This window comes from Oerskovia rustica (assembly GCF_014836555.1).
GTDB lineage: Bacteria > Actinomycetota > Actinomycetes > Actinomycetales > Cellulomonadaceae > Oerskovia > Oerskovia rustica.
This window is the reverse complement of the sequence record NZ_JACSQQ010000011.1, coordinates 33673-45854: the sequence shown is the minus strand read 5'-3', so window position 1 is coordinate 45854 and position 12182 is coordinate 33673. Positions and strand designations below refer to the sequence as shown.

Below are 12182 nucleotides of genomic sequence, written 5' to 3'. Positions count from 1 at the left end.
GTTGCCGGACGCCGCTCGGGTCCGGCCGCCGCTCGTCAGGCCGGCTCGGGCGCTGCGTCCTTGGACGGCCCGACGCCGTCGCTCGCGTCCCCCGCCTCGGCCGCCTCGTTCGCGGGGCTCGTCGCGAGGACCACGCAGCCCGCGAGCGCGACGAGCGCCGCGACGGCGACGGCCGGGTCCCAGCCCGAGCGGATCGTGTCCCCGAGCACCGCGATGCCCACGGCCCCCGGGACGACGACCTCGACGACCGACAGGATCGCGGCGTTCGTCCCGACCTTGCCGTGCTCGAGCGACCGCAGGTAGGCGAGCGCGCCCACGACCCCGAACACGACGATCGCGATCGCGAGCGGCTGGAAGATCGTGTCCCAGATGTCCCCCGAGGCGTGCGCACCGCGCGCCGCGACGGCCGCGCCCGAGTACCCGAGGGCCCCGATCACGGCGAGAAGCACGGGGCTCCCGGCCTTGTAGAACACCAGCGCGAGGACCGCGAGCCCCACGGCCACCCCGATGAGCACGGGTGCGAACCAGTCCGGCGGGACGGGAGCGGGTTGCTCGCCGCCCGCGATCCCGAGCACCACGAGCGCCGCCACGATCGCCGTCATGGCCGCGACGTCGATCCGCCGCATGGGCACCGACAGGAACACCCTGGCGAGCAGGACCGTCACGACGAGCGAGCTCGCGAGCACGGCCTGGACCACGAACAGCGGCAGGTGGTCGAGCGCGACGAGCGAGAACAGCCACGCGACGAGGTCCACCGTGAACGCGAGGATCACCAGTGGTTGCCGCACCACCGCGAGCCCCTGGGCGCGGCGGGCCGCGACGGCCTGCATGACGGTGCTGACGCCGTAGCCGATCGCGGCGGCGACGGCAGCGAGCAGGCTGAGGAACACGGGACCTCCTGAGGGTGCGCGTCTCGGGACGCGGGGAGCCCCCAGTCTTCCCGGCGCGGGCGTGCGTCGCGCGGCGACCCGTCCGCACGGTCGCCCCGCGTCGTCGGGCCCCGTCTGTGCCGACCGGTCGGACACAGGGGCGGCCCCTGCCGTTCACGGGGGCGAAACGCACCGTGGTTACCGTGACGGCCATGCGCATCGAACCCCTCACCTTCCCCGCGCCCGGTGGCGGCGCGCTCGTCTCCCCGCCCTCCCGCGGCGGGTCCGCGGTCCGGCCCGGCCGGCCGGGAGGATCCGGCAGGCCCGGCCAGGACGGCCGACCTACGCCGGGCCGCCCCGGTCCGAGCGCCCCTGCCGGGCTCTCGCTGCTCGACAGCCTCGCCGCCAGGACTGCCGACCTGTCGCACCTCGCGGACGTGCTGATCGACTGCGTCCAGGGCGGTGCGAGCGTCGGCTGGGTCAAGGCGCCGACCAAGGAGGCCGCGACGGCCTGGTGGTCCGCGTTCCTCGCGGACCCGGAGCACCGCACGTGGGTCGGTCGCGACGACTCGGGGAGGATCGTCGCGACCGCCTCGCTCGCCCTGACCTCGAAGGACAACGGCGTGCACCGCGCCGAGGTCGTCAAGCTCCTGGTCCACCGTCAGGCTCGCGGGCACCGCTTCGCGCCGGGGCTCATGGCGACGATCGAACGTTTCGCACGCACCGAGGGGCTGTCGCTGCTGACGCTCGACACCGAGACGGGCAGCCTGGCCGAGTCCCTGTACCGCCGGTGGGGGTGGACCGAGGTCGGCGCCGTCCCCGGGTTCGCCAGGGTCGCGGGCGGCGCGCTCGTGTCGACGACGATCTTCTACAAGCAGCTCGGCGCACGCTGACGGCGCGCGCTACCCCTCGGCGAGGAGCTCGAGGATCGCCGCGCCGTAGCGCTCCCGCTTGGCCGCGCCGATCCCGCTGACGTCGGACAGGTCGTCGATCGAGACGGGGTTGCGCTGCGCGAGCGCCCGCAGGGTCGCGTCGTGGAAGACGACGTAGGCCGGCACCCCGCTCTCCTTCGCGGTCGCACCCCGCCAGGCGCGCAGCTTCTCCATGCGTGCTGCGGCGTCGGGGGTCAGCTCCGCGTCGGCCGCCGCGGCTGCGGGCTTGCGGGTCCGGGACGTCTTGGTCCGCACGTCCCGGCGCAGCCGGACCTCCTGCTTGCCGCCGAGCACCGGGTCGGCGGCCTCGGTCAGGCTCAGGGTCCCGTAGCCCTCGCTGTCGACGCCGAGCAGGCCTTGCGCGAGGATCTGCCGGACGACCGTGCGCCACTCGGTGGCGCTGAGGTCCGCGCCGACACCGAAGACCGGCAGCTGGTCGTGCCCGAGCGAGGTGATCCGGGGCGTCGGCTTCCCGGTGAGGATGTCGACGACGTGCCCGGCGCCGTAGCGCTGCCCCTGACGTTCCAGGCGCAGGACGGTCGAGAGGACCTTCTGCGCGGCGACGGTCCCGTCCCAGGACTCGGGCGGGGCGAGGCACGTGTCGCAGTTCCCGCACGCGGGCCCGTCCTGGCCGAAGTACGCGAGGAGCTGGACCCTGCGGCACGTGATGGTCTCGCACAGGGCGAGCATCGCGTCGAGGTTCGCGCCCATGCGCCGTTTGTGCGCTGCGTCGCCCTCGGACGTGTCGATCATGCGGCGCTGCTGGACGACGTCCTGGAGCCCGTACGCGAGCCACGCGGTCGACGGCAGCCCGTCGCGCCCTGCGCGGCCCGTCTCCTGGTAGTACCCCTCGACCGACTTGGGCAGGTCGAGGTGCGCGACGAACCGCACGTCGGGCTTGTCGATGCCCATGCCGAACGCGATGGTCGCGACCATGACGATGCCGTCCTCGCGCAGGAAGCGCGACTGGTTCGCTGCGCGCAGGGGTGCGGGCATGCCCGCGTGGTAGGCCAGCGCCGGGATCCCGTGCGCGTTCAGGTGCTCGGCGGTGGTCTCGACCGAGGCGCGCGAGAGGCAGTAGACGATGCCCGCGTCCCCGGTGTGCTCGGCCCGGATCAGGTCGACGAGCTGGGTGCGCGGGGAGTCCTTGGGCGCGATGCGGTAGGTGATGTTGGGGCGGTCGAAGCTCGAGACGAACGTGCGGGCGTCGTGCAGCTCGAGCCGTCGGACGATCTCGTCGGCCGTCTGCCGGGTCGCGGTCGCGGTGAGCGCGATCCTCGGGACGTCCGGCCACGTCTCGGCGAGCACGGTCAGCCGCAGGTAGTCGGGTCGGAAGTCGTGGCCCCAGGCCGAGACGCAGTGGGCCTCGTCGATCGCGAACAGGGACACCTTCCCCGCCTGCAGGAGGCGCACGGTCTCGGGCACCCCGAGGCGCTCGGGGGCCAGGTACAGCAGGTCGAGCTCTCCGGCCAGGAAGGCGTCCTCGACCGCGCGGCGCTCGGGCACCGACTGGGTCGAGTTGAGGAACCCGGCCCGTGCCCCGAGGGCGGACAGCGCGTCCACCTGGTCCTGCATGAGGGCGATCAGGGGCGAGATGACCACACCCGTCCCGGGCCGCAGCAGCGCGGGGATCTGGTAGCACAGCGACTTGCCGCCGCCCGTGGGCATGAGGACGAGCGCGTCCTGCCCGCGGAGCACGGTGTCGATGATCTCCGCCTGGTCGCCCCGGAAGTGGTCGTACCCGAAGACGGTCGTCAGGACGTCGAGCGCGGTGCGGGTCTCGGGCAGGGCGGATGCTGTCACGGGGTGGGTGCTTCCTTCACGATCGGGTCGGCCGGCGTCCGGGGGATCGCGGCCCATCCTTCCTCAGGAGCCTGCTCGCGACCAGCACGAGGTATGCCACGAGCAGGGCCGCGGCGCCCCAGGAGAGCGCCGAGTACGACGAGACCGCGATGACGATCCCGGCGAGCACCCCGCCGACGGCTCCGCCGAGGTTCATCGCGAAGTCGGAGAGCCCCTGGACCTGGGTCCGGTCGGTCGCGGGCGTCGCGTCGATGAGCAGCGCGGAACCGGCCACGAGCCCGCACGACCAGCCCACGCCGAGCAGCACGAGCCCGACGGTCAGTCGTGCCGAGTCGTCGCTCGGCGCCCCGGCGACGATCACGGCCGAGGCGAGCAGGATCGCTCCGCCCACCACGAGCACGCGGGAGTGGCCGACCCTGTCCGCGGCCCACCCGATCACGGGGCTGAGCACGTACATGCCCGCGATGTGCGCGCTGATGACGATCCCGATGATCTGCAGGCTCGCGCCGCCGTGCCCCATGTGCACGGGGGTCATGGACATGAGCCCGACCATCACGAGGTGGCTCACGACGATCGCCGCGAGCGCGAGCTGCGCGGTCGCGGACGCGCGGATCACGGCCCACCCGGCGGCGAGCCCGGCGCGGAAGCCGGGGCGCGGCGGCGCCGGGGTGCGGGTGGTGCCGGGGGCATCCACGAGGCCCGACGGCGCTGCGTCCTCGGGTGCGTGGGCGGGGGTCCGGTTCGTCCCCGCCACCGCGCGCGCCGCGGCCACGTGGAGCGGGTCGGGGCGCAGGAGCAGCCAGACGGAGGCTGCGGCCGCGGCGAACGCGAGGGAGGCGACGAGCAGCGGTGCGGCGGACGTGCCGTGCGCACCGTGCTCCCCGGCCGGGCCGGGCAGGAGGCCGAGCTTCTCGGTCGCCCCGGCAAGGTTCGGCCCGAGGACCGACCCGATGGTCGTCGCCCAGATCACGACCGAGAGGTCGGTGGCCCGGCGTTCGGGGCGGGCGAGGTCGGTCGCGGTGAAGCGCGACGCGAGGCCGGTCGCGGAGCCGGCCCCGAAGAGGAGCATCCCGGCGAGCAGCAGGGGCCAGGTCTGGAGGAAGGTCGCGGTCGCCGCGAGGAGCGCGCCCAGGAACGCGACGACGTACCCGGTGGTGAGGGACCGGCGTCGGCCGTGGCGTTCGGCGAGGCGCGAGAGCGGCAGGGCGACGATCGCGGCGCCGACGACGGCCGTGGTCTGGGCGAGTCCCGCGATCGCGTCGGAGCCCGAGAGCTCGGACGCGATGAGCGAGCTCACCGAGATACCGGTCGCGACCCCGATCCCGCCGAAGACCTGGCTCGCGGCGAGGACCGAGACGGTCCGCCGCTGGACGCGGTCGACGGGCGGGTCGACCGTTCGGTCGGCAGGCTCGGGCAGGGGTTCGGGGGTCACCTCGGCAGCCTAGTGGCGGGCGCCGTCACGGAGCTGTCAGAAGGAGCGCGCCCCGGAGCCCTCGCGGGTTCTGCCCCCTCCGCGTCCAGGACCCGCAGCACGGCCCGCACCGCCTCCCTCCCGGCCCGGTTCGCCCCGATCGTCGACGCGCTCGGCCCGTACCCGACGAGCTGGACGCGCGGGTCGGCGACCACGGTCGGCCCGTACATGACGATCCCACCTCCGGGCCCGCGCAGCCCGAGCGGTCCGAGGTGGTCGAGCGCCGCCCGGAATCCCGTGGCCCACAGGATCACGTCGGCGCCCTGGTGCGTCACGCCGTCGGGACGGGCGCCGGGGTCCCATGCGACGCCGTCGGGCACGACGTGCGAGAACATCGGCAGGCGGTGCAGGACGCCCGAGGCGATGCCCGCCTCGTACGCGGGCGTGAGCGGGAGGCCCGTGACCGACACGACGCTCTCCGGGGCCAGGCCTGCGCGCGTGCGCTCGTCGACGAGGGCCACCGCGTCGCGGCCCCGGTTCTCGTCGAACGGGCCGCCGACCCACACGGGCTCACGGCGCGTGACCCACGTGGTCGAGGCCGCGTGCGGGGCGATCTGGAGCAGGAACTGCGTCGCGGACGCGCCGCCGCCCACGACGACCACGCGCTTGCCCGCGAAGTCCTCGGCGGCACCGAAGTCGTGCGTGTGGAGCTGCGTGCCCGCGAACGTCTCGCGGCCCGGGTACCAGGGCCAGAACGGCTTGGTCCACGTCCCGGTCGCGTTGACGAGCGTCCGCGCACGCCAGGCCACCGGCCCGTCGGGCGTGGTCGCCTCGACGAGGAGCGCACCGGACGGGTCGTCGCGCACCTCGCGCACCGCGACGGGCCGCAGCACCCGCAGGTCGTTGACCTGCTCGTACGCACCGAAGTACCGCCCGACGGCGGTGCTCGCGCTCTCGTGCGGGTCGCCCGCGTCGAGGGCCAGGCCGGGCAGGTCGTGCACCGCGTGCGTCTGGGCCATCGTGAGCGACGGCCAGCGGAACTGCCACGCGCCACCCGGGGCGGGCGCCGCGTCGAGCACCACGAAGGTGCGCAGGGCACCCGAGGACGCTCCGCCGTCGGGCCTGCTCGACGGGAGGCCGTCGCTCCCGAGCGGGACCAAGCCCCGCCGCCGCAGGTGGAACGCGGCCGAGAGCCCGGCCTGTCCGGCGCCCACCACGAGGACGTCGACGTCGAGGGGCTGGGCGGGTCCGGGCGAGGTGCTCACTCCCGTACCAACCCCGCGCGCGCCGGGACCCATCCGGGACCGCCCGTGACGCGCCGCACAGCAGGGCGGGCACGGTGGGGAAACCCCGTGAACGTCCCGTGGACCTTGGCGGCCTCCTGGGTGTCCGCCCGGTGCGACCTGTGCGCGGCGGGCACCCTGGAGGGGTGACCTCGTTCGACGCCCTTGCCGGCGGGCCCATGCCGGGCGCCTCGCTGCTGTCCGCGACCGTGCCGCTCCCCGAGCCCGAGACCGCCGCGACCCTGCCGCCCGCGGTGCTGCGCGAGCTCGCGGGACGCGGCGACTGGATGTCCTCGTGGTGGACGGTCGTCCTGCTCGCGGCCGCCGCGGTCGGGGTCGCGGTCCTCGTCGCGTGGGACCGGCGACGTCGTGCGGCGGCCCGCCGGGCGGACGACGGCGAGAACGACGGCAGGGGCCGCCGGACCGGGGCCTGGCGCGCCTGGGTCGGGACGATCGCGTCGGGGCTCCTCGTGATCCTGTCCGTCACGGTCGCGGTCAACGCGTACGCGGGCTACGTGCCCAACACCGCGGCCCTGCGCACCACGATGGCCGGGTGGGGGCTCGTCGACCCGCCGCCCAGCCACCGGGACGAGCCGTCGGAGCGCGACGGGTCCTCCGCGGCGGGGTCGGTGACCTCGACGCCCGTCACGGCCCCGGACCTGCGCATGGCCGACGGCACGACCTGGGTCTACACGCCGCCCGGCTTCGACCCTGCGGCGCCCACGCGCTACCCCGTCGTCTACCTCTTCCACGGCAGCCCCGGCCAGCCGAGCGACTGGTTCGCCGCGGCCGACAGTGCGAACGTCATGGACACGCTGCTCGAAGCCCACCTCGTCGAGCCCATGATCCTCGTCGCGGTCGACGTCAACGGGCAGGGCCCCTCGGCGCGCGACACCGAGTGCCTCGACTCGACCACGGGCGGCGCCCAGGTCGAGACGTACGTGACGGACGTCGTGATCCCGTGGGTCGACAAGAACTTCCCGACCGTGCCCGACCGCGAGCACCGTGCGATCGGCGGGATGTCCTCGGGCGGCTTCTGCGCGCTCAACCTGGGACTGCGCCACCTCGACACGTTCGGCGCGATCATGGCGCTCGAGCCGTACGGCGACCCGGGAGACGGCGGCCGCAGGATGCTCGCGACGAAGGAGGAGTTCGACGCCAACTCCCCCAGCCGCTACCTCCCGACCATGGACTTCCCCGAGCCCGTCGCGGTGTTCCTCGACGGCGGCACCGAGTCGCCGCACAAGGACCGCGAGGCCAACCGCCGGCTCGCCGCGGTGCTCACCGAGCGCGGCCAGACCGTCGAGCTGCGCGAGGAGAAGGGCCAGGGGCACACGTGGGCCATGGTCCACGTGGGCCTGCCGTACGGGCTGATGTTCCTCTCCGAGCACCTGGCGCAGCCCTGAGCCGGGCGCTCGACGACCCGCCGACAGCTCGGTGACCGCGCACCCGACGTGATGGGATGGAGCCATGCGCTCCCCCCTCGAGATCGGCCCGCTCGACCCGGCCACAGCGGACGAGGTCCGTGCCCTGGCCGCGGCCGCCCAGGAGTCCGACGGCGTCGCCCCCCTCTCCGAGCAGCCCCTCCTGCGCCTGGGCGTCGACGACGAGGACCTCACGCACGTCGTCGCGTACGACGACGAGGGAACGGTCACCGGGTACGCCCAGATCGACCGCGGCGGCGACGTCGCGAGCGCCGAGCTCGTGGTGCACCCGGCCGCGCGCCGCCGTCGGACCGGCCGCATGCTGCTGCGCACCGCGCAGCGCGACGCGACCCTGCCCGCGCGCTCGGGCGAGCCCGGCCAGCACGGCGGCGTCCTGCACGTGTGGGCGCACGGCGACCTCCCCGCGGCGCGGGCGTTCGCGGCCGACGCGGGGCTCGTCGTCGTGCGCGAGCTGTGGAGGATGGGGCTCGACCTGCGGTCCGGGACGTGGGAGCGTCCCGAGGTCCCCGCGGGCCTGCGCCTGCGCACGTTCCGCCCCGGGCCCGACGACGCCGCCTGGCTCCTCGTCAACGCGCGCGCCTTCGCGCACCACCCCGAGCAGGGCCGCCTCGGCCAGGCCGACCTCGACGCACGCGTCGCCGAGGACTGGTTCGACCCCGAGGGCTTCTTCCTCCTCGAGCGCGAGGACGGCTCGCTCGCCGGTTCCTTGTGGACCAAGGTGCCCACCGACCAGACCGGAGACGTACGCGAGGGCGAGATCTACGTCGTCGGCGTCGACCCCGACGCCCAGGGCCAGGGGCTCGGGAAGGTGCTGACCGCCGTCGGGCTCGCGCACCTCGCCGCACGCGGGCTCGACCGCGCGGTCCTCTACGTCGACGGCGACAACGCCGCCGCGACCCGCACCTACCTCGGGGCCGGCTTCGGCAAGGACACGGTCGACGTCCAGTACGGGCCGCCGGCAGTGAACCCCGTCACCCAAAGTTCACCGAGTGATGCCACCATGAAGTCATGACCGACTCCACCGTCCGTCCCGGCGTCCGGACCTCCGCGCGCCCGGACCAGCAGCCGGAGGCCGTGCGCGCGTCCAGCCCGCGAGCCGTCCTCGACCCCGAGCTCGCAGCGCACATCGCCGAGCACATCGCCGAGGAGGAACCGGTCACCGGCACGATCGACGTGGAGGTGCTCGACGCCGAGCCCTTGCCCGCCGACCGCTTCGCCGACCGCGAGCTGAGCTGGCTCTCGTTCAACCAGCGCGTGCTCGAGCTCGCCGAGGACGAGACGCAGCCCTTGCTGGAGCGCGTGCGCTACCTCGCGATCTTCGCGTCGAACCTCGACGAGTTCTTCATGGTCCGCGTCGCAGGACTCAAGCGACGCATCGCGACGGGCCTCGCGGTCACGGCCGCGTCCGGGCTGACGCCGCGCCAGGTCCTCGACGCGATCAGCGAGCGCGCGCACGAGCTCATGGCCCGCCACGCCGCGGTGTTCTCCGACCAGGTGCAGCCCGCGCTCGCGACCGAGGGCATCTCCCTGCTGCGCTGGGAAGAGCTCGACACACGCGAGCAGGAGCGCCTGCACAAGTTCTTCCGCAAGCAGATCTTCCCCGTCCTCACGCCGCTCGCGGTGGACCCGGCGCACCCCTTCCCGTACATCTCGGGGCTCTCGCTCAACCTCGCGGTCGTCGTGGTCAACCCGACGACGGGCAAGGAGCACTTCGCGCGCGTCAAGGTGCCGCCGCTGCTGCCGCGCTTCATCGCGGTCGACTCGCGCGGGCGCCCGTCCGCACCCAGCTCGCAGGCCGCCGACCCGGACAAGGGCCCGACGTCGTTCGTGCCGCTCGAGGACGTCATCTCGCAGCACCTCGACCACCTGTTCCCCGGCATGGAGGTGCGCGAGCACCACACGTTCCGCGTGACGCGCAACGAGGACGTCGAGGTCGAGGAGGACGACGCCGAGAACCTGCTCCAGGCCATGGAGAAGGAGCTCCTGCGCCGCCGGTTCGGCCCGCCCGTGCGCCTCGAGATCGCCGACGGGATCAGTCCTCGCATCCGCCAGCTCCTCGTGCGAGAGCTCGACGTGGCCGACGACGAGGTCTTCAAGCTGACCGCGCCGCTCGACCTCACGGGGCTCAACCTCATCGCGGACCTCGACCGCGCGGACCTGCACTACCCGCGCTTCGTGCCGACGACCCACCGCTTCCTCGCGGAGGTCGAGAGCGCGAGCCCGACCGACGTGTTCGCCGCGATCCGCGACCGCGACATCCTGCTGCACCACCCGTACGACTCGTTCTCGACCTCGGTCCAGACGTTCCTGCAGCAGGCCGCGGCCGACCCGAACGTGCTCGCGATCAAGCAGACGCTGTACCGGACGTCGGGTGACTCCCCCATCGTGGACGCACTGATCGACGCGGCCGAGGCTGGCAAGCAGGTCCTCGCGCTCGTCGAGATCAAGGCCCGCTTCGACGAGCAGGCCAACATCTCCTGGGCCCGCAAGCTCGAGCAGGCGGGCGTGCACGTGGTGTACGGGATCGTGGGGCTCAAGACCCACTGCAAGCTCTCGCTCGTGGTCCGCCAGGAGCCCGAGGGCCTCGTGCGCTACTGCCACGTCGGCACGGGCAACTACAACCCCAAGACCGCACGCCTGTACACGGACCTCGGGCTGCTCACCGCGGACCCCGAGGTCGGCCAGGACCTCACGCGGCTGTTCAACCAGCTGTCCGGCTACGCACCCCAGTCCCGGTTCCACCGGCTCCTCGTCGCGCCCCGCTCGGTGCGCTCGGGGCTCGTCGAGCGGATCGAGCGCGAGGCCGTCGCCGCCCGCGAGGGGCGCGAGGCGTGGGTCAAGTTCAAGGTCAACTCGGTCGTCGACGAGACCATCATCGACGCCCTGTACCGGGCCTCGCAGGCCGGTGTGAAGGTCGACCTCGTGGTCCGCGGGATCTGCGCGATCCGCCCGGGGGTGCCGGGGCTCAGCGAGAACATCCGGGTGCGGTCCATCCTGGGCCGGTTCCTGGAGCACTCGCGCATCTTCGCGTTCGCCAACTCGGGCGGCCCGGCGATCGCCGACGGCCCCGAGTCCGGGCCCGAGGTCTTCATCGGGTCGGCCGACCTCATGCACCGTAACCTCGACCGCCGCGTCGAGACCCTGGTGCGGCTCGTGGACCCCCAGCAGGTCTCGGACCTGATCGACCTCATCGACGTCTCGATGGACGACGGCACGGCCTCGTGGCACCTGCAGAGCGACGGGTCGTGGGAACGGCACGCGACCGGCCCCGACGGTCCGCTCATGGACATCCAGTCGACCCTCATCACCCGACAACGCCGGCGGCTGGGCATGGGTCGATGAGCTCGTCCTCGTTCGCCCCGCTCGTGGACACGCTCGGCCCCACGCACGTCCCCCACGCCCCCGTGATCGAGTCCGCGGGCGGGCTCGTGTGGCGGGTGCGTGACGGTGAGCTCCAGGTCAAGCTGGTGCACCGGCCGCGCTACGACGACTGGTCCTGGCCCAAGGGCAAGCTCGACCCGGGCGAGGCCTTCCAGACGGCCGCCGTGCGCGAGGTCGCCGAGGAGACGGGCAGGCCCGTGGTCCTCGGCGTACCGCTGCCGGGGCTCCAGTACCTCACGCCCGAGGGCCGTGTGAAGCGCGTGCACTACTGGGCTGCACGGCAGGCCAAGCGGGTCCGCGACGCGGGACCGCTCGCCGCGCGGGCGCCCGTGCCCCCGGTGTCGGTCAACGAGATCGACGACGCGGTGTGGCTCGGCGTCGAGGACGCGGCTCGGCGCGTGACCCGCAAGGCGGACCGCGGGCCGCTCACGGCGCTGGCCGAGGAGTTCACCCAGGAACGCCTCGCGACCCGCGTGGTCGTGATCGCCCGCCACGGCAAGGCGGTGACCCGCGCGGCGTGGCACGGCGCCGAGGAGGACCGGCCCCTCACGCCCGCGGGTCACGCACAGTCGGTCGCGCTCGTGCCCGTGCTCGCGGCGTACGGCGTCAATGCCGTGGTCACGAGCCGGTGGAACCGCTGCGAGCAGACCATCTCGCCGTACGCCGAGGCCGCGCGGCTGGACCGGATCTCGATCGACCACCTGTCCGAGGCACAGCACGAGCGGTCGCCCTCGCGCGTCGCCCGCACGGTGCGCGAGCTCCTCGAGTCCGAGCGGTCGACCGTGCTGTGCACGCACCGCCCCGTCCTGCCCACGGTGCTCGACGTCCTGGGCCAGCACTCGCGACGCCCCGTCGCGAACGCCCTGCCGAGCAAGGACCCGTTCCTGGAGCCGGGCGAGATGCTCGTGGCGCACGTCGCGGACACGTCCCGGGGGCCGAGGGTGCTCGCTGCGGAGAAGGTCGCACCGCCGCTGCACTGAGGCGGTGCTGTCAGGACGAGCGTGACCCTGGGTGCACACGGACTCTGGCACCCCTGTGGTCGGCACCAGGTCGTGAGA

Annotated in this window: 9 protein-coding genes; 5 read left to right on the top strand and 4 right to left on the bottom strand. The window is 73.9% G+C overall.

Going from position 1 to position 12182, the window contains the following annotated elements; all coding sequences use genetic code 11:
• Nucleotides 1–35: 35 nt before the first annotated feature.
• The gene (locus H9652_RS08240; protein ID WP_191795825.1) at nt 36–890 is read right to left on the bottom strand and encodes a hypothetical protein; all 855 of its coding nucleotides are present in this window, start codon (nt 888–890) and stop codon (nt 36–38) included.
• A 191-nt stretch (nt 891–1081) separates the two neighbouring features.
• Between H9652_RS08240 and H9652_RS08235 the strand changes: the two genes are divergently transcribed.
• Nucleotides 1082–1762 (top strand): GNAT family N-acetyltransferase, encoded by a 681-nt coding sequence (locus H9652_RS08235; protein ID WP_191795824.1) that lies wholly within the window; start codon nt 1082–1084, stop codon nt 1760–1762.
• A gap of 9 nt (nt 1763–1771) precedes the next feature.
• Here H9652_RS08235 and recQ read toward each other — a convergent pair whose 3' ends face one another.
• Genes recQ through H9652_RS08220 form a run of 3 tightly spaced genes read right to left on the bottom strand, consistent with a single transcriptional unit; the run spans nt 1772 to nt 6280 of the window.
• Entirely contained in the window at nt 1772–3661 is a 1890-nt protein-coding gene (recQ, locus tag H9652_RS08230; RefSeq protein ID WP_191795823.1) for a DNA helicase RecQ, read from the bottom strand.
• On the bottom strand, nt 3621–5036 hold the full coding sequence (locus H9652_RS08225; protein ID WP_318244048.1) for an MFS transporter: 1416 nt from the start codon (nt 5034–5036) through the stop codon (nt 3621–3623). Before H9652_RS08225 ends, recQ begins: the two co-directional genes overlap by 41 nt.
• Nucleotides 5033–6280, bottom strand: a complete 1248-nt coding sequence (locus H9652_RS08220) for an NAD(P)-binding domain-containing protein (RefSeq protein ID WP_318244047.1) — start codon at nt 6278–6280, stop codon at nt 5033–5035. The genes H9652_RS08225 and H9652_RS08220 overlap by 4 nt, the downstream gene beginning before the upstream one ends.
• A gap of 164 nt (nt 6281–6444) precedes the next feature.
• On the opposite strand from H9652_RS08220, the gene H9652_RS20260 reads away from it, so the two are divergent.
• The 4 genes from H9652_RS20260 (at nt 6445) to H9652_RS08200 (ending at nt 12104) form a co-directional block, all read left to right on the top strand.
• Nucleotides 6445–7704, top strand: a complete 1260-nt coding sequence (locus H9652_RS20260; protein ID WP_191795821.1) for an alpha/beta hydrolase — start codon at nt 6445–6447, stop codon at nt 7702–7704.
• A 64-nt stretch (nt 7705–7768) separates the two neighbouring features.
• Nucleotides 7769–8755, top strand: coding sequence for a mycothiol synthase (gene mshD, locus H9652_RS08210; RefSeq protein WP_191795820.1), 987 nt, complete (start codon nt 7769–7771; stop codon nt 8753–8755).
• The gene (locus H9652_RS08205; RefSeq protein WP_191795819.1) at nt 8752–11085 is read left to right on the top strand and encodes an RNA degradosome polyphosphate kinase; all 2334 of its coding nucleotides are present in this window, start codon (nt 8752–8754) and stop codon (nt 11083–11085) included. The genes mshD and H9652_RS08205 overlap by 4 nt, the downstream gene beginning before the upstream one ends.
• Nucleotides 11082–12104, top strand: coding sequence for an NUDIX hydrolase (locus H9652_RS08200; protein ID WP_191795818.1), 1023 nt, complete (start codon nt 11082–11084; stop codon nt 12102–12104). The genes H9652_RS08205 and H9652_RS08200 overlap by 4 nt, the downstream gene beginning before the upstream one ends.
• Nucleotides 12105–12182 lie beyond the last annotated feature (78 nt).

Excerpts from the sequence above, each read along its gene's own strand:
- mshD (WP_191795820.1), top strand. The coding sequence starts at position 7,769 with ATGCGCTCCCCCCTCGAGATCGGCCCGCTCGACCCGGCCACAGCGGAC.
- H9652_RS08200 (WP_191795818.1), top strand. The coding sequence starts at position 11,082 with ATGAGCTCGTCCTCGTTCGCCCCGCTCGTGGACACGCTCGGCCCCACG.
- recQ (WP_191795823.1), bottom strand. The coding sequence starts at position 3,661 with ATGGGCCGCGATCCCCCGGACGCCGGCCGACCCGATCGTGAAGGAAGC.
- H9652_RS08205 (WP_191795819.1), top strand. The coding sequence starts at position 8,752 with ATGACCGACTCCACCGTCCGTCCCGGCGTCCGGACCTCCGCGCGCCCG.
- H9652_RS08235 (WP_191795824.1), top strand. The coding sequence starts at position 1,082 with ATGCGCATCGAACCCCTCACCTTCCCCGCGCCCGGTGGCGGCGCGCTC.